This window comes from Saccharothrix lopnurensis (assembly GCF_042658445.1).
GTDB classification, from domain to species: domain Bacteria; phylum Actinomycetota; class Actinomycetes; order Mycobacteriales; family Pseudonocardiaceae; genus Actinosynnema; species Actinosynnema lopnurensis.
This window is the reverse complement of the sequence record NZ_JBHSQO010000004.1, coordinates 149,164-172,504: the sequence shown is the minus strand read 5'-3', so window position 1 is coordinate 172,504 and position 23,341 is coordinate 149,164. Positions and strand designations below refer to the sequence as shown.

Here is a 23,341-nt window from a genome sequence, read left to right as displayed (position 1 = left end):
CAGAACGGAGGATTCGTGGCCGCCGATCGGTTCCTTCCCGGCCTGGAGCTGTCCGAGCGGTTCTACCGGGAAGCGGTCGAACCGCTGGTCCACGAGCACTTCGGCCCGGTGCCGCACAGCGCGGCCCGGATCGGCTCCGGTTCGGAGGTGCTGGGCTTCGACACCACCCGATCGGCGGACCACGAGTGGGGGCCGCGCCTCCAGCTGTTCCTGGACCCGGAGGACACCAGGGCCGACGACGTCCGGGCCGCGCTGGCGGAGCACCTGCCCAAGATTTTCCTCGGGTGGCCGACGCACTTCGCGACCACCGGGGACGGCACCACCGGGGACGAGGCCGCCGGCGTGATGGCGCCCACCTCGGGGCCGGTGGACCACCGGGTGGAGATCACCGACCTGGGCAGTTGGTTCGACCGGCAGCTGGGCTTCGACCCCCGCGCGGGCGTCACCGCGGCGGACTGGCTCGCGGCGCCCACCCAGCGGCTGCTGGAGACCACGGCGGGCGCGGTGTTCCACGACGGGCTCGGGCAGCTCACCCCGGCCCGCGCCGAGCTGCGCTGGTACCCCGACGACGTGTGGCGGCACGTGCTGGCCTGCCAGTGGCTGCGGATCTCGCAGGAGGAGGCGTTCGTCGGCCGGTGCGGCGAGGTCGGCGACGAGCTGGGGTCGGCCGTGGTGGCGGCCCGGCTGGTGCGCGACCTGATGCGGCTGCGGCTGCTGCTGGACCGCCGGTACCCGCCCTACTCCAAGTGGCTGGGCAGCGCGTTCGCCCGGTACGCCGAGCTGGTGCCGGTGCTGCGGGCGGTGCTGGCCGCCGGGAACTGGCGCGAGCGGGAGGAGCACCTGGTGGTGGCCTACGAGCACGTGGCGCGGGTGTGCGACGGGTTGGGGCTGGCCGAGCCGGTCGACCCGGCGGTCCGGTGGTACCACGACCGGCCGTTCCGGGTGCTGCGCGCGGACCGGTTCACCCGGGCGCTGGCCGCCGCGGTGACCGACCCGGAGGTGGCCGCGCTGCCGCTGGTGGGGGCGGTGGACCAGTTCGTGGACAGCACCGACGTGCTCAGCCACCCGGCCCGGTTGCGCGGCCTGGCGTTCCGGGCGGTCGCGGCGCACTGACGGCGCGGGGCACTGACGGCGGGCACTGACGGCGCGACCGGCCGGACCTCACCCGTCCGACCGCGCGGTCCCCGCGCGCCCTCACCCCGCGCGCCCTCACCCCGCGGGCTCACGGCTGCGGGGTGCTTGTCGCGGGGCCGAGGCGGGGCGGGGTGCTCGACCGCCCCACGACCGGCCGAGCACCCCCCGCCTACCCGGCCGCGCGGGCCAGGCTCAGCGCGAACCGCCCCTCCTCGTCGGTCCACCACCGGTGCAGCTCGAAGCCCGCCGCGGCCAGCTCCCGCTCCACCCCCGCGCGCCGGAACTTCGTCGACACCTCCGTCCGCAGCTCCTCACCCTCCGCGAACTCCACGTCCAGACCCAGCGCCGCCACGTGCGACCGCACCGGCCGCAGCGCCCGCAGCCGCATCTCGATCCACTCCTCCTCGGCGTTCCACAGCGCGACGTGCGCGAAGTCGGCCGGGTCGAGGTCCGCGCCCAGCTCGCGGTTCACCACCCGCAGCACGTTGCGGTTGAACTCCGCCGTCACCCCGCGCGCGTCGTCGTAGGCGCGCACGAGCACGTCCGGCTCCTTCACCAGGTCGGTGCCGAGCAGCAGCCACTCCCCCGCGCCCAGCACCTCCCGCACCGAGCTGAGGAACTTGTCGCGCTCCTCGGGGATGAGGTTGCCGATCGTGCCGCCCAGGAACGCCACCAGCCGCGGCGGCGCGCCCGGCAGCAGGCCCAGGTGCTCGGTGAAGTCGCCGACCACGCCGTGCACGCGCAGGCCCGGGTAGTCGGCCAGGATCGCCCGCGCCGCCTCGACCAGCGCCGACGACGACACGTCCAGCGGCACGAACTCCTCCAGCGTGCCGTGCCCGCGCAGCGCGGTGAGCAGCAGCCGGGTCTTCTCCGACGAGCCGGAGCCCAGCTCCACCAGGGCGCGGGCGCCGGTCGTGCGGGCGATCTCGTCGGCCCGCGCCACCAGGATCTCCCGCTCGGCCCGGGTCGGGTAGTACTCGGGCAGCCGGGTGATCTCCTCGAACAGCTCGCTGCCGACCGCGTCGTAGAACCACTTCGGCGACACCCACTTCGGCCGCGCGGTCAGGCCCGCCCTCGCCTCGGCCCGCAGCGCGAGCGCCGCGTCCTCCGGGGTCAGGTGCACGTCCAGCACAGGCTCGGTCATCCTCGTCCCATTCCCTTGATGTCCACAACGGACACACCGGTCACATCCGCCGTGACCGCGCGGCCGTCGGGCAGTTCCCGCCAGTCCGGGTCGTCGTCGAGCGGCTCGGAGGCCAACGTCACCGCGCCGCCGCCCGCGCGCACCCACAGCGAGTGGGTCCACGTCGTGCCGGCGAGCACGGTCCCGTCGGTGAGCAGCAGGTTCAGCCGGGAGCCCGGGGCGGCGGCGGCCACCTCGGACACCACGTCGGCCAGCGCCGCCGCCGGCTCGGCGCCCGCGTCGAGCCGGGCCCGCACCAGCGCCCACAGCAGCGCCGAGTCCGTCGGCGCGTCCAGGGTCAGCAACGCCTCGGTCGGCAGCGCCCCCGCGAGGTCCACCACGGACCCCGGCCAGTCCGCGACGCGGCCGTTGTGGCTGAACAGCCACCGCCCGTCGGTGAACGGCGCGCACGCGGTGTCCACCACGGGCATCCCCACCGTCGCCGACCGGACCGCGGCCAGCACCGCGCCGGACACCACGACCCGGCTCAACCGGGCCAGGTTCTCGTCCGACCAGATCGCGCCCGCCCGGCGGTAGCGCACCGCCGGACCGCCCGGCGCGGGGTACCAGCCCACCCCGTAGCCGTCCGCGTTGACCGTGCCACCGCCGCGCATGTCCGCCGGCGCGTACGACTGCCGCTCCAGCGAGTGCGGCGGGTCGTGCACCAGCGCGGCGAGGGGCACGGCGGGACCCAGGTAACCCAGGTGGCGGCACACCTCAGGTCGATTCGTCCCGGCCCGCGTCCCGCGCGCAGCGGAAGCCGGCGAAGACCTGCCGCCGGATGGGGTAGTCCCAGTTGCGGAACGTGGCGCGCACCGCGGCCGGGTCCGTGCCGAACGACCCGCCGCGCAGCACCCGGTGGTCGGGGCCGAAGAACACCTGCGAGTACTCGGCGTACGGGAACACCTCGAACCCGGCGTAGCCCCGGAAGTCCGAGCTGGTCCACTCCCACACGTCGCCGATCAGCTGGTGCACGCCCAGCGGCGAGGCGCCCGCCGGGTACGCGCCGACCGGGGCGGGCGACAGGTGCCGCTGGCCGAGGTTCGCGTGCCGCTCGGTCGGCTCCTCGTCGCCCCACGGGTAGCGGCGGGACCGGCCGGTGGCCGGGTCGAACCGGGCCGCCTTCTCCCACTCGACCTCGGTGGGCAGCCGCTTGCCCGCCCACCTCGCGTACGCCTCGGCCTCGTGGAAGCAGACGTGCACCACCGGCTGGTCCGGGTCGAGCGGCGCGGTCACGCCGAACGCGGTGCGGTGCCACCGGTCGCCCTGTCGCTGCCAGGAGCGGGGCGCGACCAGGCCGGCCTCGCGCACGTGGGCCCAGCCCGCCTCGCTCCACCAGCGCGGGTCGGCGTAGCCGCCGTCGGCGATGAACTCCAGGTAGGCGCCGTTGGTGACCGGGGTGGTGTCGATGAAGAACGGGTCGGTGACCACCTGGTGCGCGGGGCGCTCGTTGTCCAGCGCCCACGCCTCGGTGGAGGTGCCCATGGTGAACGGGCCGCCGGGCACCAGCACCTCGGCGGGCCCGACCGGGCCGCCGGGCGGCGGTGGCGGCGCGTCGAGCACCGGGTCCCCGACGCGCAACTGGTGCGTGGCCAGCATGGTCTCGCCGTGCTGCTGCTCGTGCTGCACGACCATGCCGAACGCGAACCCGCCGTCGAGGAGCCGGCGGCCCTCCAGCGGGGTGCGCTCCAGCACGTCGAGGACCTTGTCTCGGACCTCGGCCACGTACCGGCGGGCCTCCGCCGGACCGAGCAGCGGCAGCTCCGGGCGGGAGGACCTGGCGTGCTTGAACGCGTCGTACAGCTCGTCGATGTCCGCGCGGACCGGCTCCCGGCCGCCCACGTCGCGGACGAGCCACAGCTCCTCCTGGTTGCCGATGTGCGCGAGGTCCCACACCAGCGGCGACATCAGCCTGGAGTGCTGGCGCACCAGGTCGTGGTCGTCGACGGCGCCGGTGAGCAGCGCGCTGCGCTCGCGCGCCCTGGTGAGCTGGGTGGCGACGTGGTCGCGCAGGCGCTCGGCGGCGGACCGGTCCCCGCCGGGGCCTGCCGTGGTGGTGGTGCCCGTGGTGGTGGTGGTGCCCGTGGTGGTGGTGGTGTCGGTGGTGGTGGTGCCGGTCCTGTCCGTGCCGGTCCTGTCCGTGCCGGTCATGAACGCCCCCCTGGCGTCTTCTCGTCGAGCGTGCGGTGCAGCTCCTCCGCGATCGCGTCGGCCTGTTCGGCCGACACGTCGGTGTTCGTCAGCGCGGCGCACCCCAGTTCGACCACGTCGCGCGCGGCGCGGGCCAGCACCGGGTCGTGCAGCCCGTAGCGGGCGGCGGCGAGCCAGCGGCCCGCGGCCGTCTCGGTGGCGGCCAGCGTGGCGTCGACCACCTCGGCCGTGCTGAACAGCGCGGCCATGAGCACCACGGGCGGCACCCAGCCACCGTCCGACGGCGTGTCCAGGTACCGGACCTCCACGTACCCACGAGGGCGCACCGGCGGGAACTGGAGGCTCATGTGGTAGTCCAGGTCGTCCGGCGTCGGCGGCCGGTCCAACCCGCCCGCGACCCAGTCCGCGAAGGTCAGCGGGCGCGGCGGCGTCCAGTCCGGCCCCGGTCGGCGGACCACGATGACCGGCGCGTCGAGCACGCGCCGCGCCCACGCGGCGGCCGGGTCGGCGCACACCGCCGCGGGGCGGGTGCGCACGGGGTCGGTGGCGTAGAGCGAGCGCATCCGGGCGCTGGCCCAGTCCGTGCGCCGGCCGGCCACGCCGGGCGAGTTGGCGAACAGGGCGTTGAGGACGGGCCCGAGCGCGTGCACCGCGGCCCACCGCTTCGGCAGGTCCTCCAGCAGGCCGAAGTCCAGGCAGACCTGGAGGCCGGCGGTGCTGCACATCATCGTGATGCCCTCGGGGCCGAACGGGGCGAACGCCTGCTCCATGGCCGCGTAGCGGGGCACCCGGAGCAGCCGGTGGGGCGGGCGGAACGGGTCGGCGCCCCGGCTACCCAGGCGCAGGCCGGCCGGTTCGAGCAGGCGCTGGAGGTGGTCGACGTCGGCGGCGACGACCTTGAGGAGGTCGCTCAGCGATTCGCGGGGCGGGGTGGAGATCTCCACCTGACCGCCGGGCTCCACCGTCAACGGGGTTCCGGAGGGGAGCGGTCGCCGGGGGCTGTCCGGGACGAGGGCGGGTGGGGCGTGCTCGCCGAGCGCGGTCGCGAGGGCGGCGGCGTCCAGCGGGCGGTAAGGGTCTTCGACGTGGTGGACGGTCCATTCCAGTTCGACTCCGAGCAGCCTCGGAGGTCCGTGCTTGAAGCAGACCGAGGCCACGTAGGCTTCGGCCTCCGCTCGGTCCCGGAAGACCGCGGGGACGGGCCCCTCCGCAGGGGCGTTACGGACAGCAGTCAATTTGCGCACTCCCGGTGATGATCCTCGTCTGCTCGACGCTACACCGGGGTACCGACAAACACAGCAGTCCCAAACCCCCGCTGTTGCCCGGTGTCCACCCTGTGAGCAGGGTGTTCACCTCGCGGACAGCGGGTGGTGGGCGGATCTTCGCGGCCGCGCGGCCTTGCGGAGCGGCTCACCTGCCGGATGGCTCACCTGCCCGAAGCCCGCCCTTGGGCAGCCCACCCCTGGGGTGCCACCCCTGGGGTGCCACCCCAGGACAGCCCGCCCCAGGACAGCCCGCCCCAGGACAGCCCGCCCCAGGGCCCGCCCTTGGACAGCCCTCCCTTGGGGGCCGCCCTCAAGGGCCCGCCTCCCGGAGCCCCGCCTTCAACCACCCCAGCCAACCCCGGCCCGCCGCGCCTCCCCGTCTCGCGCCTCCCCGTCTCGCGCCTCGCCCCGCGCCTCCCCGCCCCGCGCCTCCCCGCCCCGCCGTGCCCCACCCCGCCGTGCCCCACCCCGCACTTCCCCACCCCAGACCTCGGCCCTCCGCCGGAACGCCGCCCGCGACGACGGCACGTCGAGCGCGATCCGGTCGAGCAGGTCCCCCGGGTGCACCCCCACCGGCAGCGCGAACGGCGCCCGCAGCACCCCGGCGTGCCCCGCCGCGAACGGCACGAGCCGCACCACCACGTCCTCCCGGTCCGCCACCGCCCGCCACTGCTCGGCCAGCACCCCGGCATCACCGACCCGCGCGTGCAGCGCCGCCTCGTGCACGAAGAACCGCCCGGCGGGCACCACGCCCCCGCGCTCCTCGCCGAGCGCGGCGGCGTAGGCCGGGGTGCGCAGCGGCTCCGGCACGCACAGCGTCTCGAACACCACCAGCTCCACCCCGGCGGGCGCGGCGACCCCCGACCCGACCAGTCCGAGGAGGTCGATCAGGTCCGGCCCGCGACGGCCGCGGTCCTGCGTGGACGGTCGACGCGCGGGCCACCCCAGGACCGCCGCGGTCCGCGACAGCGGCCGGATGCCCTCACCTGCGGTCACACCACCCCACCGTAGTGGTCCTGACCAGGTGTTTCGACCCCTGATCGACAAGTACACCCCAAAGTGGACCTGCTCAAGCCGTACGTACTGATTGGATTTCGCCGGGCCACCCTGGCAACATCGACCGGTGCCCAGGGTGAGCCAGGACCACCTCGACGCCCGCCGCCGCCAGATCCTGGACGGCGCGCGTACGTGTTTCGCGCGCTTCGGCTACGAGGGCGCGACCGTGCGCCGCCTGGAGGAGGCTACCGGCCTCTCCAGGGGCGCGATCTTCCACCACTTCCGCGACAAGGAATCCCTCTTCCTCGCCCTCGCCGAGGACGACGCGCTGCGCATGGCGGAGGTCGTCGCCGAGCAGGGCCTGGTGCAGGTGATGCGCGACCTGCTGTCCGCGCCCGCGCCCACCGGCGACGCCGAGCACCCGGCGGACTGGCTGGGCACCCGGCTGGAGGTGTCGCGGCGGCTGCGCACGGACCCCGAGTTCCGGGCGCGCTGGGCCGAGCGGTCGCGGCAGCTCACCGACGCCACCCGGCAGCGCCTGGAGCGCCAGCGGGAGGCCGGCAACCTGCGCGACGACGTGGACGTGGACGTGCTGACGTCGTTCCTGGAGCTGGTGCTGGAGGGCCTGGTCTCGCACCTGGCCATGGGCCTGCCCGCGGACGACCTGGAACCCGTGCTCGACCTGGTCGAGGAGAGCGTCCGCCGGCACCGCCGCACCGGGTGACCCGGCACGCCCGGTGACCCGGTACCTGCTGTCGGCGGGTCTCGCCCGCCTCGCGGACGAGATGGTGGGCGTGGCGGTGCTGCTGCTGGTCGCCTCGCGCACGGGCTCCGAACTGCTCTCCGGCCTGGTGGTCGCCGCCTACACCGTGCCGTCGGTGGTGTCCGGGCCGCTGCTCGGCGCGTGGCTCGACCGGGCCCGCCGCCCCGTGCTCCTGCTGGTGGGCAACCAGGTCGTGCTCGCGGCGATGGCCCTGGCCATGCTCGCCGCCCCGGCGGCGCTGCTGCCCGCGCCCGCCTTCGTCGCGGGCATCACGCTGCCCATGACCAGCGGCGGGTTCACCAGCCTGGTGCCTCGGCTCGCCGCGGCGGGGCGGGTGGACCTGAACCGGGCGACCTCCCAGGACGCGCTGCTGTTCAACACCGCCGCGATCGGCGGCCCGGCGCTGGCGGGCGTGCTGGGCGCGGCCGCGTCACCGGCGACGGCGGTGGCCGTGATCGGCGCGCTGTCGCTGGTGGGCGCGCTGTGCACGGCGGCACTGCGGGTGCCGCCGCACCCGGCGGACGCGCACCCGTCGCTGTGGACCGCCGTGCGGCGCGGGCTGCGGCACCTGGCGGCCACTCCCCCGCTGCGCGGCGCGACGACCGCGTCGGTGCTCGGCTACGGCGCGTCCGGCCTGGTGTTCACCACGCTGCCGTTCCACCTGGAGGACCTGGGGGCGGGCCGGGACGCGACCGGGATCGCCTGGGCGGTGCTCGAAGTGGGCTGCGTCGTGGGCGTCCTGGCGGTGCGGCGCCGGCTGCCGGGGTGGCGACCCGAACGCGTGGTCTTCACGACGGTCGCGCTCTACGGGGTCACGCTGCTGCTGTGGCCGCTGGCCGGCGGGTTCACCGCGCTGCTCGGGGTGGTCCTGCTCAGCGGTATGGCGCAGGGACCGACGCTGCCCGCCACCATCACCGCCCGGCAGCGGTACACGCCGGGCCCGCTGCTCGGGCAGGTCTCGACCACCGGGGCGAGCCTCAAGATCGGCGCGTTCTCGCTCGGCGCGGCGGCCGGCGGCACGCTCGTGGAGGTGTGGGGGTGGGCACCCGTTTCGGTGATCTTGCTGGTGGCGGGCTGCGAGCTGGTGGCCGCGCCACTCGGCGCGATCGCCGCGAGGTCCCCGCGCGACCGCCCTACTACCCCATAGGATCTCCGGCATGGCCGACCCGCGAGCTGCCCACGTGCACCGGGTGCGGGTGCGCCCGGTCGACTGCGACCGCCAGGGGATCGTGCACGCCTCCCGCTACCCAGTCTTCTTCGAGGCCGCGATGGTCGAGGCGCTGCGGTCCCTGCTGGGCTCCTACAAGGAGTTGGAGAAGCACGGCGTCGACTTCGTGGTGTCGGAGACGTCCATCCGCTACCTGGGCCCGGCCCGGTTCGACGACCTGATCCGGATCGGCGTGCGGGTGCGCACGCTCGGCACCACGACGCTGACCATGGGGTTCGACGCGGACGTGGACGGCACGCCGGTCGCCACCGGCTGGAACCGCTACGTCTCCTTCGGGACCCCGGAGCTGCGCAGCACCCCGATCCCGGACGACTTCCGCCGGGTGCTGGAGCGCAGGCCCGCGCCGAGCCGGACCGCCAGGCCGACGGGCGCCCGGACCCCGGCCGCCCGAAACCCCGCCACCCACAACCCCGCCACCCACAACCCCGCCACCCACAACCCGGCCGCCCCGAACCCCGCCGCCGAATCCGTGCCCACGCCCCGCACCTGATCCAGGCCGGACCCCGACCCGGCCACCGGTCACCTCAGACCTCCGCGCGCACCCCGACACCCACCGCGTGCCCGGCACCGGCCCCCTCGGCACGAGCCACCACCCGACCACCCCGGACGCGGACCGCGACCTCCGTCTCGTCGCTGACCGCCGGCACCCCCGCCGCGGCCGCCAGCACGCCGTCGTCGTCGCACACGACCCGCACACCCGGCCACGCCCCCACCGGGAACGCCTGCCGCAGGCACCCGCACAGCTGCCCCACCACGAGCCGGACCAGCGGCGCCAGCTCCCCCGGCTCCCCGGTGACCGCGACGACCGTGACGGGCCCACCGGTCCGCACCGCCTCCTCCGCGGCGGCCAGGCGGTTGAGCCCGAGCACGACGACCACCCCGTCCCCGTCCGGCGGAACCGGCGCGGCGCGCACCAGGTCCACCGCGGTCGGCGGTCGCCACGGCGCGTCCTCCACCCGCACCGGCGGGTGCTCGGGCGACGGCCACCAGTCGCTCAGGTCCAGGCCCGCCAACCGCTCGCAGGCGCTGATCACGTCGAACTGCTCGCCGAAGCCGGGCGCGGCGGCGGCCAGCCCGCTCGCGCCGTGCAGGGCGGTCAGCACGGTCTCCGCGACGCGGACCATCCGCCTCGGCGGCCCGCCGGACCGGGCGCCGGCCGGGGTCGGGCGCTCCACGGCAAGGCGCTCCACGGCAAGGCCGAGCAGCAGCGCGTCGAGCTTGAGCAGCTGGGTGAACGGGCGCCGGGTGCCCTCCTCGGCGGCCACCTCGGCGGGGAAGTCGCGGTGCAGCGGGTCGAACGCGGGTGAGGTGACCCACGCGCGCGCCAGCGCGCCCAGTGCGGTGCGGAGGTCGGTGCCCAGCTGGGGGTTCGGCGGCACGGGCGCGCGCTCCACCAGGTCGGCCAGCACGGCGAAGTACAGCGCGCGCTTGCCCGGGAAGTTCGAGTAGACCGCACCGCGGGTCAGCTCGGCGCGCTGGGCGATTCCGTCGACCTTCGCGTCCCGGAAACCGCGCTCGGCGAACTCGGCGCGCGCCGCGGCCAGTACCCGCGCGCGGTTGCGCTCCTGGAGCTCCGCCCTGCTCAGACGCATCATCACGCTCCCCGTTTGCCCCGCGCCGCGCGATCAAGATACCGTGCGCCACTCAGATGACAGGAACATCTGATCTCAACATCTGGAGTTGCCGATGACCGTCCCCGAGCTGAACCCCGCCGACCCGGCGGTGCTGCTCGACCCCTTCACCGCCTACGGCCGGGCCCGCGAGGAGTCACCCGTGGCGCGGATGTCGCTGCCCGGCCTCGGCACGCTGTGGATCGTCACCCGGCACGCGGACGCCCGGGTGGTGCTGGGCGACCCGCGCTTCGAGGTCAACTCCGCCAGCTTCCTGCGCCTGCCGGGCATCCCGGAGGACTGCCTGCCGTACCTGCGCACGATGGCCGAGATCGACGGGCCCGAGCACACCAGGCTGCGCAGGCTGGCCGCGCCCGCGTTCACCGCCCGCCGGGCGGCGGCGCTGCGCTCGCCGGTCGAGGCGACCGTGGAGGCGATGCTCGACGCGCTGCCGGCCGGCGACACCGTCGACCTGCACGAGCACTTCGCCCGGCCGCTGCCGATGGAGGTGATCTGCGAGCTGGTCGGCATCCCGCCGGGCGACCGGGCGCGGTGGCGCGAGCACGGCGCGGCCGTGGCGGCGGGTCACGGCGGGGCGTTCGTCGCGGCGATCCCCGGGATCATCGCGGACGCGCGGGCGGCCGTGGCGCGGCGCGCGGCCGAACCGGGCGACGACCTGATCTCCGAACTGCTGCGGGCCAGGGCGGAGGACGGCGACCGGCTCTCCGAGGTCGAGCTGGTCACCCTGGTGTGGCACCTGGTGCTGGCCGGGCAGACGCCGACGAACCTCGTCACCAACGGCCTGGTGGCGCTGCTGGACCACCCCGACCAGCTGGCCGCGCTGCGCGCCGACCCCGCCCTGCTGCCGCGCGCGGTGGAGGAGCTGACGCGGTGGGCCGGGCCGCAGCTGCTCACCACGCCCCGGTACACGCGGGAGGAGGTGTCGATCGGCGGCGTGGTGATCGGCGCGGGCCAGGCGGTGACGGCGGCCATCGTGTCGGCCAACCGCGACCCGCGCGCGTTCGACGACCCGGACCGGCTGGACGTCACGCGCCCGCCCGCCGTCGGGCACCTCGGGTTCTCGCACGGGCCGCACTTCTGCCTGGGGGCGGCGTTCGCGCGGGTGCAGACCGAGGTGGCGCTCGCGGCCGTGCTGCGGAGGTTCCCGGACCTGGCCCTGGCGCAGCGGCCCGAGCCCATCCCCGACGGCGGCACGTGGCGGCTGGCGTCGCTGGTCGTCCGGCGCTGACCGGCGGCGGGGTGGGGCCGCCCGGCCGGCCCCACCCCGAGGGGTGACCGACCCGCCGGACCGGCCCCTTCCTTGAAACCGCACCGCGCCCGGTCCAGTGTGGTCACATGCCGTCCACGGTGAAGAACGCGGCCCTGCTGTTCGCGGGCCGCAACGTCATGCGATTACAAGCCCTCCTCGGCGACCCCGCCGGCCGGTTGTTCGGGGTGGACCCGACCCGCGACCCCTACCCGGAGTACGAGCGGGTGCGCCGGCGCGGCGTGCTGGTGAAGAGCCGGATGGGGCTGCACCTGACCGCCTCCCACGCGCTGAGCACCTCGCTGCTGCGCGACCCCGGCTTCGGCGTGCTGGCCCCGAACGCGCTGTCACCCGTGGACTCGTCGGCCCACGTCGGCGGACGCCGGCTGGTGAACCCGGTCGAGGAGTCGTTCCTGGTGCTCAACCCGCCGGAGCACACCCGGATGCGGCGGCTGGTCGCGCCGTGGTTCACGCCGCGCGGGCTGCGGGCCCAGACCGCCACCGTGGAGCGCGTGGTCGAGGACTACCTGGACGAGGTGGCCGGGCGGCCGACCTTCGACCTGGTGCGCGACTTCGCCGGGCGGGTGCCGATCCAGGTCATCGCGGACCTGCTCGGCGTGCCCAACGCGGACCACACCGCGTTCGCCCGGTGGGCCAGGGCGCTGGTCAACGCCATCGACGGGGTGCGCGACCTCGGCGAGATGCGGGCGCTGCACCAGGGCCTGCGGGAGTTCCAGGAGTTCCTGGACGACCTGGTCGAGCACCGGCGGCGCGAGCCGGGCCCGGACGACGTCGTGTCGGCCCTGGTCGCGAACGAGGACCTGAGCCGCGACGACCTGATCGCCACCACGGAACTGCTGCTGGTGGCCGGGTTCGAGACGACGGTCAACCTGATCGGCAACGCGGTGCTGGCCGTGCTGGGCCACCCGGAGGTGCGCGAGCGCCTGCTCGACGACCCCTCGTACGCGGAGGCCGTGGTGGAGGAGACGCTGCGCCTCGACCCGCCGGTGCAGTACGCGGTGCGGGTGCCGTTCGCGACGACCGAGGTCGCCGGCACGCGGGTGCCCGGCGGCACGCCGATCATGATGCTGATCGGGGGCGCGAACCGGGACCCGGGGGTGTTCGCCGACCCGCACCGCTTCACGCCCGGCAGGCCGGAGGCGCGCGAGCACCTGTCGTTCTCCTCCGGCATCCACTACTGCCTGGGCGCCGGCCTGGCCCGGATGGAGGCGGCCGCCGCCCTGCGCGGCCTGTTCCGCCGCTTCCCGGACCTGCGCGCGGCGGGCCCCGTGGTCCGGCGGCCGTCGCGGGCCATCCGGGGTCCGGCGCGCTTCCCGGTAACGAATGGGGTGAAAAAACGACACACGATGGTGGAAACCATCAGCTGAGCTTCAGCACCTTGGTGCATGCTGGTGGGGCGAGCGACCCGCCGCACCGCCGCCGCGGCGGGTCGCTCGCATTCCCGCGCGGGTGCGGAGAGCCGCACCCCCGGTCCGGGCGCCGGTCGCGGGAACTGGTCGGCGCCGGTCGCCTCCGACACCCGCCCGGCGACGCGGCGGCACTTCCCAGGCGCCGGTCGCGGAACCCGGTCGGCACCAGCCGTGGCTCTGGTCGGTGCCGGTCGGTGCTAGTCGGTGCTAGTCCACGCCCCGCATCAGGCCGTGGATGGACTTCGCGCCCAGGACCAGCGCCACGCCCAGCGCGATCGCCAACCCGCCGAGCACGCCGAAGTAGGTCACCGCGTTCTCGTCGCTGTAGGAGCGCACCACGATCGCGCCCACGCCCTGCCCGGCCGCCGCGGCGAGGAACCACAGGCCCATGGTCTGCGAGGCGAACGCGCGCGGCGCGAGCTTGGTCGTCACCGACAGCCCCACCGGCGACAGCATCAGCTCGCCGCAGGTCATCACCAGGTAGATCACGATCAGCCACAGGAAGCCGACCCGGACCGCCGGGTCGCCCTGGCCGGCCACCATCAGCAGCAGGAAGGACAGCCCCACCAGCAGCAGCGAGAAGCCGAACTTCCGCGGCGTCACGGGCTGCCGGTTGCCCAGCCTCACCCACAGCAGGGCGAACAGCGGCGCGATCGCGATGATCATCACCGGGTTGATCGACTGGACGAACGAGGGCGGGAACGACAGGCCCAGGAACGAGTTGTCCACGCGCGTGTCCGCGAACGCCGCGATCACCGTCGCGCTCTGCTCGAACAGCAGCCAGAACATGGCCGCCGCGATGAACAGCGGGATGTAGGCGATCACCCGGGACCGCTCCACCGGCGTGGTGCGCGGGCTGCGGATCATCACCGCGAAGTAGCCGATCGGCAGCAGCACCGACAGCAGGCTGATCAGGTTGATCACGCCCTCCGCGCCGAGCACGCCGGTCACCACCAGCAGCCCGACCACCAGGACCGCGCCCACCACCGCGGCCGTGATCCGGCCCAGCACCCGGCCGCGCTCCCCGGCGGGCAGCGGGTTCGGCGGCGTGGCGGCCGAGTCGCCCAGGCCGCGCACCCCGATCCGGTACACGACCAGGCCCAGCGCCATGCCGACCGCCGCCGCGCCGAAGCCGAGGTGCCAGTCGTACTCCTCGCCCAGGAAGCCGCACACCAGCGGGGCCAGGAAGCCGCCGAGGTTGATGCCCATGTAGAAGATCGTGAAGCCCGAGTCGCGCCGCGGGTCCTGCCGGTCGTAGAGGCCGCCGACGACGGTGGAGATGTTCGGCTTGAGCAGGCCGGTGCCGAGCACGATCAGCACCAGGCCGGTGTAGACGCCGGCCAGGCCGATCGGCAGCGCCAGCGCGATGTGCCCGAACATGATCAGCAGGCCGCCGTGGAACACCGCCCGCTGCCCGCCCAGCACCCGGTCGGCGAGCCAGCCGCCCGCCACGCCGGACATGTAGACCGAGGCGCCGTAGATGGCGACCAGCGACAGCGCGAAGCTCCTGTCGAGCCCGAGCGCGCCCTCGGCCGTGGAGCGGTACAGGTAGTAGGCGAGGATCGCCTTCATCCCGTAGTAGGAGAAGCGTTCCCACAGCTCGGTGAAGAACAGCGTGGACAGTCCCCGGGGGTGACCGAAGAAGCCCCGCTGCGGGGTGGGGACGGCGCTCGTGGCGCTCACTGGAGTCCTCCTGGTGTCAACCGTGCCACCATCGACGTTCGGCAAAACTACGCCGAACGGGGGTACGGGAGGAAATCGACGTACGGCCGGGTGGCCCGGGGCACACCGCGGGAGGGACCTGTCGGCAGGCCCCTCCCGCGGCCCATCCCCGACCGCGGGCGGGGCCCCCGCGACCGAGCCCGGTCCACGCGCACCGCCCCGCCCGGCTCCCCCCGGACCCGAACGGGACGGCACGCGCCTCCCCCTTGCGGCGGTGCGCCGGCCCCCGAACCACCACGACCTCCGGCGCACCCCACAGTGGTACCGCGCCGGACGTTGTCCGTGGTCGGTCGTCCCGGGTTGACAACACCCGCCTGACAACCCCCTGGGGGGATCAGGGACCGTTGACGCCCGGCTCCCAGCTCTCGGGCCGGCCGCTCTCGGTCAGCAGCAGCTGCCAGTCGCCGAAGCCCATGGGCGCGTCGTGGTGCCAGGGGAAGCGGCCCTGGGCGGTGGGCACGATGATCTGCACGGCCGCGAAGTCGCCCTTGCCGTACAGCAGGAACGCGCTGCCGAAGAACTCCGGGTAGAAGCCTTTGAACACCCGCTCGAAGGTGACCGGCACGCCCGCGAAGAAGTCGGGGTACAGCCTGCCCGGCAGGAACCGCTCGCCCCGGCGCGCCCGGTCGACGTAGGCCCGGATGAGCACCTGCGCCTGCTCCGGGGGCAGGCCGATGACCACGGCCTCGGCCACGCCGAACCGGCGCCACGCGCCGACCGAGAACGCGTACCCGGCGCCCTCGTCGTCCTCGGGCACGGTGACCACCGCGTGCCCGTGCAGCTCGGCCTGCTCCAGCAGCCAGTCGCGCAGCCTCAGGTCCTGGGGGGTGGGGGTCGACACCGGGTCATTGTCCCGCCGCGGCCGTCACCCCCGCGTAAGACGACGACCCCGCGCCGGCCGGCGGCGCGGGGTCGCGGTCCGGACCGCCCGGGGTCAGCCGACCTCGGCCATGACCTCGTCGGACACGTCGAAGTTCGCGAAGACGTTCTGCACGTCGTCGCAGTCCTCCAGCGCGTCGATCAGCTTGAAGATCTTCCGCGCGCCCTCGGCCTCCAGCTGCACCGACACCGACGGCAGGAAGTTCGCCTCGGCCGACTCGTAGTCGTACCCGGCGTCCTGGAGGGCCTTGCGCACGGCCACCAGGTCACCGGCCTCGGAGACCACCTCGTAGCTCTCGCCCAGGTCGTTGACCTCCTCGGCGCCCGCGTCGAGCACGGCCATGAGCACGTCGTCCTCGCTCAGCCCGCCCTTGGGCACGATCACCACGCCCTTGCGGCCGAACATGTAGGACACCGAGCCGGGGTCGGCCATCGAGCCGCCGTTGCGGGTCATCGCGGTGCGGACCTCGGACGCGGCCCGGTTGCGGTTGTCGGTCAGGCACTCGATCAGCACCGCCACGCCGTTGGGGCCGTAGCCCTCGTACATGATGGTCTGCCAGTCGGCGCCGCCCGCCTCCTCACCGCCGCCGCGCTTGCGGGCGCGCTCGATGTTGTCCAGCGGCACCGAGTTCTTGCGGGCCTTCTGGATGGCGTCGTAGAGCGTGGGGTTGCCGTCCGGGTCACCGCCGCCGGTGCGGGCCGCGACCTCGATGTTCTTGATCAGGCGCGCGAACAGCTTGCCGCGCTTGGCGTCGATGGCGGCCTTCTTGTGCTTGGTGGTCGCCCACTTGGAGTGGCCGCTCATGTCTCCTCCGTCTGTCCCTCAGCCCGCGGAACGGACCATGTCCACGAATAGGCGGTGCACGCGCCCGTCGCCGGTCAGTTCCGGGTGGAACGAGGTGGCGAGCACGTGCCCCTGCCGAACCGCGACGATCCTACCGGCGGCCTCCCCCGCGTCCTCGGATTCGGGGACCCTGGCGAGCACCTCCACGTCGTCGCCCGCGGCCTCGACCCACGGCGCGCGGATGAACACGGCGTGGACCTCGCCCACGTCGGTGAAGTCGAGCTCGGCCTCGAAGGAGTCCACCTGCCGGCCGAAGGCGTTGCGCCGCACCACGATGTCGAGGCCGCCGAGCTGGTGCTGGTCGGGCCGCCCGTCGAGGACGCGGTCCGCGAGCAGGATCATGCCCGCGCACGAGCCGTAGGCGGGCATCCCCTCCTTGATCCGGGCGCGCAGCGGCTCCAGCAGGTCGAACGTGGCGAGCAGGCGGCTGATGGTGGTCGACTCGCCACCGGGCAGCACCACGCCGTCGACCTCGGCCAGCTCCTCGGGCCTGCGGATCGGCCGGGCCAGGGCGTCGGCCTCGGCCAGCGCGACCAGGTGCTCGCGGACGTCGCCCTGGAGGGCGAGGACACCGATGACGGACACGGCGGGGTTCCTCCTCGATCGGCTCACCCCAGGGTAGGTGACCGGGAGGGACGCGTGCTCGTGGCACCCGCCCGCCCCGGTCGGTCTTCCCGCGGCCGCATCCGTGGCCGCGACTGCGTCGCGGCGGCGGGGTCGTGGTGGAGCGCGACCCCGCGAATCCGGGGCTTGTGGCCCGCCGTGGCGGTGAAAACGCTATCCGGTCTGGACCAGTGCCCTCTCCCCGCTTGAGGAAGGCTTGATGTAATGGCGCTCACAGGCACCCGACAGCGCCCGGTCCAGGTCCGCCCACAGGTCCTCGACGTCCTCCAGCCCCGCGCTGAGCCGCAGCAGGTCGCCCGGCACGCCCGACGCCTCGCGCTCCGCCCCGGGCACCAGCCGGTGGGTCAGCGCGGCCGGGTGCTCGACCAGGGTGTCGACCGACCCGAGGCTGACCGCGGGTGTGATGAGCCCGAGCCGCGCGACCACGGCCGCCGGGTCCTCCCGGGTGGTGAACGCCAGCACCGCGCCTGGCCCTCCCATCTGCGTGCCGACCAGGCCGGCCGGGTCGCCGCCGGGCAGGGACGGGTGACGCACGAGGCCGACGCCGGGGTGCCCGGCCAGCCGCCGGGCCAGCTCGACGGCCGTGCGCTGGGCCGCCTCCACGCGCAGCGGCAGCGTGGCCAGGCCGCGGTGCAGCAGGTAGCCGCCCAGGGGGTGCAGCACCGCGCCGGTGACGATCCGGATTCGGCGCAGCTCCGCCGCACGCTCCTCGGCGCAGGCCACCACGCCGCCGAGCACGTCCCCGTGGCCGCCGAGGTACTTGGTGGCCGAGTGCAGCACGTAGGCCGCGCCGAGCGCGGCCGGGTTCTGGAGCACGGGCGTGGCGAAGGTGTTGTCCACGACCACCGGCACCGTCCCGGCCCGCGCCACCACGGCGGCGACGTCGAGCAGGTCGAGGTTGGGGTTGGCGGGCGTCTCGACCACGACCAGGCCGGTGTCCGGGGTGATCGCGTCGGCGACCCGGTCGGCGGTCGCGTACGTGGTGCGCACGCCGAGCAGGCCGCTGGACAGCAGGTGGTCGGTGCCGCCGTAGAGCGGGCGCACGGCCACCACGTGCGGCTTGCCGGCCAGCACGCACGCCGCCTGCACCACGGCGGTCACCGCGGCCATGCCACTGCCGAACGCGACCGCCGCGGCCGTGCCCTCCAGCGCGGCCAGCGCCTGCTCGAACCGGGCGACGGTCGGGTTGTGCAGCCGCGCGTAGACCGGGGATTCGGCCCGCGCCGCGCCCTCCGCCAGGTCCTGGAGCGCACGGCCGCCGGCGGCCTGGTCGGGCACCGGGTAGGTGGTGGACAGGTCGAGGGGCAGGGCGTGCACACCCAGGTCGGCGAGGTCCTCGCGCCCACCGTGCACCGCCGTCGTTCGCAACCGCGTCATGGACGGATCGTGGACTTCTCGTCGGTGAAGCGGGCAGACTTCCGCACCTGGTTCGGACAACGAGGGGAATCGCCGTGCTGGATTCGGTGGACGCGGCCATCGTGCGGGAACTCCAGAAGGACGCGCGGCTGCCCAACAAGGACCTGGCGCAACGGGTGAGCGTGGCGCCCTCCACGTGCGTGGTGCGGCACCGGTCGCTGCGCGAGCGCGGCGTGATCACCGGCTACCACGCGGAGGTGGACCTGGCGGCCGTCGGGCGGCCGGTGCAGGCGGTCATCGCGATCCGCGTCCGGCCGCACACCAGGGCGATCGTGGGGCCGTTCATGGAGTACGCGCTGTCGCTGCCCGAGGTGCTGGCGCTGTCGCACGTGGCGGGCCCGGAGGACTTCCTGGTGCACGTGGCGGTCGCCGACACGGCCCACCTGCAACGGCTCGTGCTGGACCGGTTCACCACGCGGCGCGAGGTCAGCGAGGTGCAGACCAACCTGCTGTTCCAGCACGTGCGCAAGCACACGATCCCCCCGACCGGGTGACCCATTCCACTCGTCGCGAGGGCTACCGGCGGGTACCCCCTTTTCCCAGGCGGTGGAACGGGGGTTCGTGGTGGTGGAGCTGACCGAGGCGCTGCGGGAGCTGCTCGACGGCAGGTGGGCCGGGTCGCGGCGCGACTCGCTGGACCTGCTGGGCAAGGTCGCGCCGGTGCGCGACCTGCCCCGCGAGGAGCACCGCGCGTGGGTGCTGGAGCAGATGCGCGTGCTGGCCGAGGGCGGCCACCCGCTGATCGGGTTCCCGACCGAGCACGGCGGGCACGGCGACGTGGGCGGCTCGGTGGTGGCCTTCGAGGTGCTCGGGTTCGGCGACCTGTCGCTGATGGTCAAGGCGGGCGTGCAGTGGGGCCTGTTCGGCGGCGCGGTGCAGGCGCTGGGCACCGAGGAGCACCACGCGCGGTACCTGCCCGGGATCATGAGCATGGAGCTGCCCGGCTGCTTCGCCATGACCGAGACCGGCCACGGGTCGGACGTGCAGCACCTGCGCACCACCGCCACCTACGACCCGGAGGCCCGGGAGTTCGTCGTGCACACGCCCGACGAGGGCGCGCGCAAGGACTACATCGGCAACGCGGCCCGCGACGGGCGGTTGGCCGTGGTGTTCGCGCAGCTGGTCACCGGCGGCGAGGAGCACGGCGTGCACGCCCTGGTGGTGCCGATCCGGGACGGGGAGGGCCGCCCGGCGCCCGGTGTGACCATCGAGGACTGCGGGCCCAAGGCGGGCCTGAACGGCGTCGACAACGGGCGGCTGACCTTCGACCGGGTGCGGGTGCCGCGCTCGGCGCTGCTCAACCGGTACGGCGACGTCGCCCCCGACGGCACCTACTCCAGCCCGGTAGAGGGTCGGGGCCGCCGGTTCTTCACCATGCTGGGCACGCTGGTGCGCGGGAGGATCAGCGTGGCGGGCGGCGCGGGCAGCGCGACGAAGAAGGCCCTGACCCTCGCGGTCCGCTACGGCGAGCGGCGGCGGCAGTTCCCGCGGCCGGGGAGCGGTGAGGAGGTCGTGGTGCTGGACTACCTGGCCCACCAGCGGCGGCTGCTGCCCGCGCTGGCGCAGACCTACGCGCTGCACTTCGCGCAGGAGGAGCTGGTGTCGGCGCTGCACGACGTGTCCGACGACCGGGGTCGGCGGGAGCTGGAGTCGCGCGCCGCCGGGCTGAAGGCGGTGGCCACCGGGCACGCGACGCGCACGATCCAGGAGTGCCGCGAGGCGTGCGGCGGCGCCGGGTACCTGGCGGAGAACCTGCTGCCGGCGCTGAAGGCCGACACGGACGTGTTCACCACGTTCGAGGGCGACAACACGGTGCTGCTCCAGCTCGTCGCCAAGGGGCTGCTGACCAGCTACCGCGACCACGTGGGCGACCTGGACCCGTGGGGCGTGATCCGGTTCGTGGCCGACCAGGCGGTCAACGTGGTGATCGAGCGCACGGCCGCGCGGGCGCTCATCGACCGGCTCGTGTCGGGCAGCTCGGACGCGCTGCTGGACCGGGGCTGGCAGCTGCGGCAGTTCGAGGACCGCGAGCGGCACGTGCTGGAGGGCCTGGCGCGGCGGCTGCGGCGGGCGTCGGCGGACGACGCGTTCGAGGTGTTCAACGCCGCGCAGGACCACGTGCTGCACGCGGCGCGCGTCCACGTGGACCGGGTGGTGCTGGAGGCGTTCGTGGCCGCGCTGGGTCGCGGCACCGATCCGGCGGCGACGGAGCTGCTGGGGCGGGTGTGCGACCTGTACGCGCTCAGCGTCGTCGAGGCCGACCGGGCGTGGTTCCTGGAGCACGGCAGGCTGACGCCCCAGCGGTCCAAGGCGGTGACGCAGGCGGTGAACGAGCTGTGCGGGCAGCTGCGGCCGCACGCGCGGACCCTGGTGGACGCCTTCGGCATCCCCGAGACCTGGCTGGCCTCGCCGATCGCGATGTGAGGGGTGGACATGTGGCCCGAGGACGAAGCGGGTGGTCTGGCCTCCGGCCTGGCCGGGTACGTGCGGGCCGTGGCCGAGGAGATCGGCGTGCCGCCCGAGGGCACGGAGTTCGAGGTCTCCGACACCACCACCGCCTACCTCGCGCTGGCCGAGGGGCCGGACCGCGACCTGATGCTGGTGTGGAGCGGCGAGCACGGCTGGTCGGTGGAGGTGGAGACCGATCCCGGTGAGCGGGCGGTGACGCTCGCCCACCTCGGTCCGCCCCTGGTGCCCGAGCCGGCGGAGGTGGCCCGGTTCGTGGCGGACGTGCGGGCGGGCAAGCCGGGGCGGCCGGAGCTGACCGTGGCGGACGACCGGGGCCTGCTGGCGCGGCGGCTGCGCGACTACATCGAGCAGGGGTAGCGGCCGGTCGGTCCGCCGGGACCGGTCCGCCGGGGCCGAGCACCTCCCGCGCCGCGGTGTCCTGCCGCTGCCTGAGCGCCAGCCACTCGTCCACCAGCTCGCGGTGGGCGTCCAGCCACCGTTGCTGGAGGACGGCCAGGCGCGCGTAGGCGAGGTCGAGGTACCCGGTCTCCCGCTTGCACCGCAGGTCCGCCCGTGCCGCGGGGGCGGTTGCCGGATCGGCTCCGCCGGGGAGCCCGCTCAGCAGGTCGCCCGGGTCGGCGGCGGCGAACCCGAGGCGTTCCACGCAGCCGCGCCACCTCTCGGTGACGGCGGTGAAGGCGGGGTCCCGGTCGAGCTGCTCCCTGGTGTCCCGCTCGCCGTCGTAGAGCCGCAGCCGCAGCTCCGACGCCCGCTGCCGCCGGTCACCGAGCAGGCGGTGTTCCGCGTCGGCCTGGCAGCCGGTCGCGGGCCACGACATCTCCAGCCGTTCGCCGCGCGCCACCATGCGCCGGTCCGGGTCCCCGAACAAGGCGCGCACGTAGTGCTCGTCGTGGACGGGCTCGGGGGGGCAGTGGTTCCGCCTCGGTGACCTCCGGCGATTCCAGCCCGAACGGCCGCAGCGCGGCGAGCGCCTCGTCCTCGGTGACGTCCACGACGTCCGGGGTGTAGCTCAGACCGCGCGCGGCCGTGCAGTCGACGACGAGCGCGTCCTTCGCCCGCGCGATCCGCCGGTCCTGCTCGTCGGGCAGGTACATCATGCGGTGGAAGGGCGGGACCACGCGGGTCCGCTCGGGGGCCGCGACGTGCGCCGCCGAGCCGGACAGGAGTGCGACCAGCACGACGGCGAGCGCCGGCACGAGGAACGGGGGACGCCGTTCCGGCGGCGCGTGGCCGCCGGAACGGGTGTGCCCGTGGTTCAGTTGCTGAGGCATGAAACCGACGTCCGGGGCCTCAACCGGAGGGAACTCGCGCGGTCCCTGAGGTTCGTTCGAAGCAGCGCGCGGTGCTGCTCTGATCAGAGCCACCGTTGTTCGACCGACGGCTCGACGACATCGCCGCGGGGTACGCCAAGCGGTCGATCTTGCGGTGTTCCGGCTGCTCACACGTGCTCTGGCGGCATCATGTGGTTGCTCCGGCCTCCGGTGGAGGTCGGTCGGTCGCGATCTCGGGGGGAGACGTGCCGCAGTTGCGCGTTCATTTCAGCGATGTCGACATCAGCCGCACCAGGATGAGGATGGATTTCGATCCGGTGTGGGAGGTGATCGGCAGCGTGCAGGTCCTCCGGCACGGCGGGGGCGGCGTTTTCTTCGAGAGGTGGCGCTGCGACTTGCGCGAGCAGGTGGCGAGGGACCGCGAATTGCGCGCCGCGGTGCACGCGCTGATCGCGGTGGCGACCCGGTTGATCCGTTTTCCCGACCTCCCCGTACCGGTTCCGGACGAGCAGGCCCTCTATTCCAGGCACGCCGTCGAACCGTACGAGGAGGTGATCGGCGCGGCGGTCCGGCTGGAGGCGACCACCCGCGCGCAAGCGCACCTGAGCCGGGGCACCGAGGGGCTGCTGACCGGGTTCGGCCCCACGATGACCTGGGCGCCCCCGGTGCTGGCCGTGGACCACCACGTCGAGCGGGACCTGCGCCTGGAGGGGCGCGGGTTGCTGCTCGTGCCCTGCTGCTTCTGGCCGACCCGCCCCGTCGTCGTGGCCCGTCCGCGCGCGCAGCCGGTCCTGGTCTTCCCGGTCACGCCCGAGGCGCGGCTGACGGCCGCCGGAGCCGGAGCGGGCGACTCCCTGAAAGCGCTGCTGGGACCGACCAGGGCCGCGATCCTGCGCTCGGTCCTCGACCACGGCACCAGCACCCACCTGGCCAGGACCAACCACATCAGCCCCGCCACCGTCAGCCACCACACCACCGTGCTGCGCGAGGCCGGCCTCATCACCACCCGCCGCGTCGCCAACCACGCCGTCCACGCCATCACCCCGCTGGGGCTGCGCCTCCTCGCCCGGGGCTGACCGCGCGCCGGGT

At 74.6% G+C, this 23,341-nt stretch carries 22 protein-coding genes; 10 read left to right on the top strand and 12 right to left on the bottom strand.

The annotated features are described in order from the left end of the window. Nucleotides 1–15 precede the first annotated feature (15 nt). Nucleotides 16–1,113, top strand: a complete 1,098-nt coding sequence (locus ACFP3R_RS06030; protein WP_380633622.1) for a DUF4037 domain-containing protein — start codon at nucleotides 16–18, stop codon at nucleotides 1,111–1,113. A 190-nt stretch (nucleotides 1,114–1,303) separates the two neighbouring features. Here the strand turns inward: ACFP3R_RS06030 and egtD are convergent, their stop codons facing one another. The 5 genes from egtD to ACFP3R_RS06005 all read right to left on the bottom strand — a co-directional run bounded on the left by egtD (nucleotide 1,304) and on the right by ACFP3R_RS06005 (nucleotide 6,729). Then, the gene (egtD, locus tag ACFP3R_RS06025; RefSeq protein ID WP_380633621.1) at nucleotides 1,304–2,278 is read right to left on the bottom strand and encodes an L-histidine N(alpha)-methyltransferase; all 975 of its coding nucleotides are present in this window, start codon (nucleotides 2,276–2,278) and stop codon (nucleotides 1,304–1,306) included. Beyond that, nucleotides 2,275–3,033, bottom strand: a complete 759-nt coding sequence (gene egtC, locus ACFP3R_RS06020; protein WP_380633619.1) for an ergothioneine biosynthesis protein EgtC — start codon at nucleotides 3,031–3,033, stop codon at nucleotides 2,275–2,277. The genes egtD and egtC overlap by 4 nt, the downstream gene beginning before the upstream one ends. A 1-nt stretch (nucleotide 3,034) precedes the next feature. Beyond that, nucleotides 3,035–4,468: an ergothioneine biosynthesis protein EgtB gene (gene egtB, locus ACFP3R_RS06015; RefSeq protein WP_380633617.1), complete on the bottom strand. Its 1,434-nt coding sequence runs from the start codon at nucleotides 4,466–4,468 to the stop codon at nucleotides 3,035–3,037. Continuing rightward, nucleotides 4,465–5,625 (bottom strand): glutamate-cysteine ligase family protein, encoded by a 1,161-nt coding sequence (locus tag ACFP3R_RS06010; protein ID WP_465269983.1) that lies wholly within the window; start codon nucleotides 5,623–5,625, stop codon nucleotides 4,465–4,467. Before ACFP3R_RS06010 ends, egtB begins: the two co-directional genes overlap by 4 nt. Nucleotides 5,626–6,072: 447 nt before the next feature. Beyond that, nucleotides 6,073–6,729, bottom strand: a complete 657-nt coding sequence (locus ACFP3R_RS06005) for a Scr1 family TA system antitoxin-like transcriptional regulator (RefSeq protein ID WP_380633615.1) — start codon at nucleotides 6,727–6,729, stop codon at nucleotides 6,073–6,075. 127 nt (nucleotides 6,730–6,856) lie between these two features. Between ACFP3R_RS06005 and ACFP3R_RS06000 the strand changes: the two genes are divergently transcribed. The 3 genes from ACFP3R_RS06000 to ACFP3R_RS05990 are packed head-to-tail and all read left to right on the top strand — an operon-like array spanning nucleotide 6,857 to nucleotide 9,210. Further along, nucleotides 6,857–7,453 (top strand): TetR/AcrR family transcriptional regulator, encoded by a 597-nt coding sequence (locus tag ACFP3R_RS06000; RefSeq protein ID WP_380633613.1) that lies wholly within the window; start codon nucleotides 6,857–6,859, stop codon nucleotides 7,451–7,453. Between the two features lie 13 nt (nucleotides 7,454–7,466). Continuing rightward, on the top strand, nucleotides 7,467–8,639 hold the full coding sequence (locus tag ACFP3R_RS05995) for an MFS transporter (protein WP_380633611.1): 1,173 nt from the start codon (nucleotides 7,467–7,469) through the stop codon (nucleotides 8,637–8,639). A 10-nt stretch (nucleotides 8,640–8,649) separates the two neighbouring features. Beyond that, complete coding sequence (locus ACFP3R_RS05990) at nucleotides 8,650–9,210, top strand: acyl-CoA thioesterase (protein WP_380633609.1); 561 nt, start codon at nucleotides 8,650–8,652, stop codon at nucleotides 9,208–9,210. A 34-nt stretch (nucleotides 9,211–9,244) separates the two neighbouring features. Here the strand turns inward: ACFP3R_RS05990 and ACFP3R_RS05985 are convergent, their stop codons facing one another. After that, nucleotides 9,245–10,315, bottom strand: coding sequence for a TetR/AcrR family transcriptional regulator (locus ACFP3R_RS05985; protein ID WP_380633608.1), 1,071 nt, complete (start codon nucleotides 10,313–10,315; stop codon nucleotides 9,245–9,247). Nucleotides 10,316–10,406: 91 nt separating this feature from the next. Here ACFP3R_RS05985 and ACFP3R_RS05980 point away from each other — a divergent pair, with 91 nt between their 5' ends. Beyond that, on the top strand, nucleotides 10,407–11,579 hold the full coding sequence (locus ACFP3R_RS05980) for a cytochrome P450 family protein (RefSeq protein WP_380633607.1): 1,173 nt from the start codon (nucleotides 10,407–10,409) through the stop codon (nucleotides 11,577–11,579). Between the two features lie 107 nt (nucleotides 11,580–11,686). Beyond that, a complete protein-coding gene (locus tag ACFP3R_RS05975) occupies nucleotides 11,687–12,985 on the top strand; it encodes a cytochrome P450 (protein ID WP_380633606.1) in 1,299 nt (432 codons plus the stop codon). A 249-nt stretch (nucleotides 12,986–13,234) separates the two neighbouring features. Here ACFP3R_RS05975 and ACFP3R_RS05970 read toward each other — a convergent pair whose 3' ends face one another. The 5 genes from ACFP3R_RS05970 to ACFP3R_RS05950 form a co-directional block, all read right to left on the bottom strand. Beyond that, a complete protein-coding gene (locus ACFP3R_RS05970; RefSeq protein WP_380633604.1) occupies nucleotides 13,235–14,710 on the bottom strand; it encodes a peptide MFS transporter in 1,476 nt (491 codons plus the stop codon). Between the two features lie 373 nt (nucleotides 14,711–15,083). Next, nucleotides 15,084–15,590 carry a DUF4262 domain-containing protein gene (locus ACFP3R_RS05965; RefSeq protein ID WP_380633603.1) on the bottom strand — a complete coding sequence of 169 codons (507 nt, stop codon included), beginning with the start codon at nucleotides 15,588–15,590 and terminating at the stop codon, nucleotides 15,084–15,086. A 93-nt stretch (nucleotides 15,591–15,683) separates the two neighbouring features. Beyond that, entirely contained in the window at nucleotides 15,684–16,433 is a 750-nt protein-coding gene (locus tag ACFP3R_RS05960; protein ID WP_380633601.1) for a YebC/PmpR family DNA-binding transcriptional regulator, read from the bottom strand. A gap of 18 nt (nucleotides 16,434–16,451) precedes the next feature. Beyond that, nucleotides 16,452–17,057: a pyridoxal 5'-phosphate synthase glutaminase subunit PdxT gene (gene pdxT / locus ACFP3R_RS05955; protein WP_380633599.1), complete on the bottom strand. Its 606-nt coding sequence runs from the start codon at nucleotides 17,055–17,057 to the stop codon at nucleotides 16,452–16,454. 192 nt (nucleotides 17,058–17,249) lie between these two features. Continuing rightward, nucleotides 17,250–18,473 carry a trans-sulfuration enzyme family protein gene (locus ACFP3R_RS05950; RefSeq protein WP_380633598.1) on the bottom strand — a complete coding sequence of 408 codons (1,224 nt, stop codon included), beginning with the start codon at nucleotides 18,471–18,473 and terminating at the stop codon, nucleotides 17,250–17,252. Nucleotides 18,474–18,547: 74 nt separating this feature from the next. On the opposite strand from ACFP3R_RS05950, the gene ACFP3R_RS05945 reads away from it, so the two are divergent. The 3 genes from ACFP3R_RS05945 (at nucleotide 18,548) to ACFP3R_RS05935 (ending at nucleotide 21,338) form a co-directional block, all read left to right on the top strand. Beyond that, the gene (locus tag ACFP3R_RS05945) at nucleotides 18,548–19,006 is read left to right on the top strand and encodes an Lrp/AsnC family transcriptional regulator (RefSeq protein ID WP_465269981.1); all 459 of its coding nucleotides are present in this window, start codon (nucleotides 18,548–18,550) and stop codon (nucleotides 19,004–19,006) included. A gap of 70 nt (nucleotides 19,007–19,076) precedes the next feature. Further along, nucleotides 19,077–20,936 (top strand): acyl-CoA dehydrogenase family protein, encoded by a 1,860-nt coding sequence (locus ACFP3R_RS05940; RefSeq protein WP_465269982.1) that lies wholly within the window; start codon nucleotides 19,077–19,079, stop codon nucleotides 20,934–20,936. A gap of 9 nt (nucleotides 20,937–20,945) precedes the next feature. Further along, nucleotides 20,946–21,338, top strand: a complete 393-nt coding sequence (locus tag ACFP3R_RS05935; RefSeq protein ID WP_380633594.1) for a DUF6292 family protein — start codon at nucleotides 20,946–20,948, stop codon at nucleotides 21,336–21,338. Between the two features lie 404 nt (nucleotides 21,339–21,742). Here ACFP3R_RS05935 and ACFP3R_RS05930 read toward each other — a convergent pair whose 3' ends face one another. Continuing rightward, on the bottom strand, nucleotides 21,743–22,252 hold the full coding sequence (locus ACFP3R_RS05930; RefSeq protein WP_380633593.1) for a hypothetical protein: 510 nt from the start codon (nucleotides 22,250–22,252) through the stop codon (nucleotides 21,743–21,745). A 302-nt stretch (nucleotides 22,253–22,554) separates the two neighbouring features. On the opposite strand from ACFP3R_RS05930, the gene ACFP3R_RS05925 reads away from it, so the two are divergent. After that, nucleotides 22,555–23,328: an ArsR/SmtB family transcription factor gene (locus ACFP3R_RS05925; protein ID WP_380633591.1), complete on the top strand. Its 774-nt coding sequence runs from the start codon at nucleotides 22,555–22,557 to the stop codon at nucleotides 23,326–23,328. Nucleotides 23,329–23,341: the final 13 nt, after the last annotated feature.

Coding starts and splice junctions, on each gene's coding strand:
- ACFP3R_RS05990 (WP_380633609.1), top strand. CDS start 8,650: ATGGCCGACCCGCGAGCTGCCCACGTGCACCGGGTGCGGGTGCGCCCG.
- ACFP3R_RS05960 (WP_380633601.1), bottom strand. CDS start 16,433: ATGAGCGGCCACTCCAAGTGGGCGACCACCAAGCACAAGAAGGCCGCC.
- egtB (WP_380633617.1), bottom strand. CDS start 4,468: ATGACCGGCACGGACAGGACCGGCACGGACAGGACCGGCACCACCACC.
- ACFP3R_RS05930 (WP_380633593.1), bottom strand. CDS start 22,252: ATGCCTCAGCAACTGAACCACGGGCACACCCGTTCCGGCGGCCACGCG.
- ACFP3R_RS05985 (WP_380633608.1), bottom strand. CDS start 10,315: ATGATGCGTCTGAGCAGGGCGGAGCTCCAGGAGCGCAACCGCGCGCGG.
- ACFP3R_RS05950 (WP_380633598.1), bottom strand. CDS start 18,473: ATGACGCGGTTGCGAACGACGGCGGTGCACGGTGGGCGCGAGGACCTC.
- ACFP3R_RS05935 (WP_380633594.1), top strand. CDS start 20,946: ATGTGGCCCGAGGACGAAGCGGGTGGTCTGGCCTCCGGCCTGGCCGGG.
- ACFP3R_RS05975 (WP_380633606.1), top strand. CDS start 11,687: ATGCCGTCCACGGTGAAGAACGCGGCCCTGCTGTTCGCGGGCCGCAAC.
- ACFP3R_RS05925 (WP_380633591.1), top strand. CDS start 22,555: ATGGATTTCGATCCGGTGTGGGAGGTGATCGGCAGCGTGCAGGTCCTC.
- ACFP3R_RS05980 (WP_380633607.1), top strand. CDS start 10,407: ATGACCGTCCCCGAGCTGAACCCCGCCGACCCGGCGGTGCTGCTCGAC.
- egtD (WP_380633621.1), bottom strand. CDS start 2,278: ATGACCGAGCCTGTGCTGGACGTGCACCTGACCCCGGAGGACGCGGCG.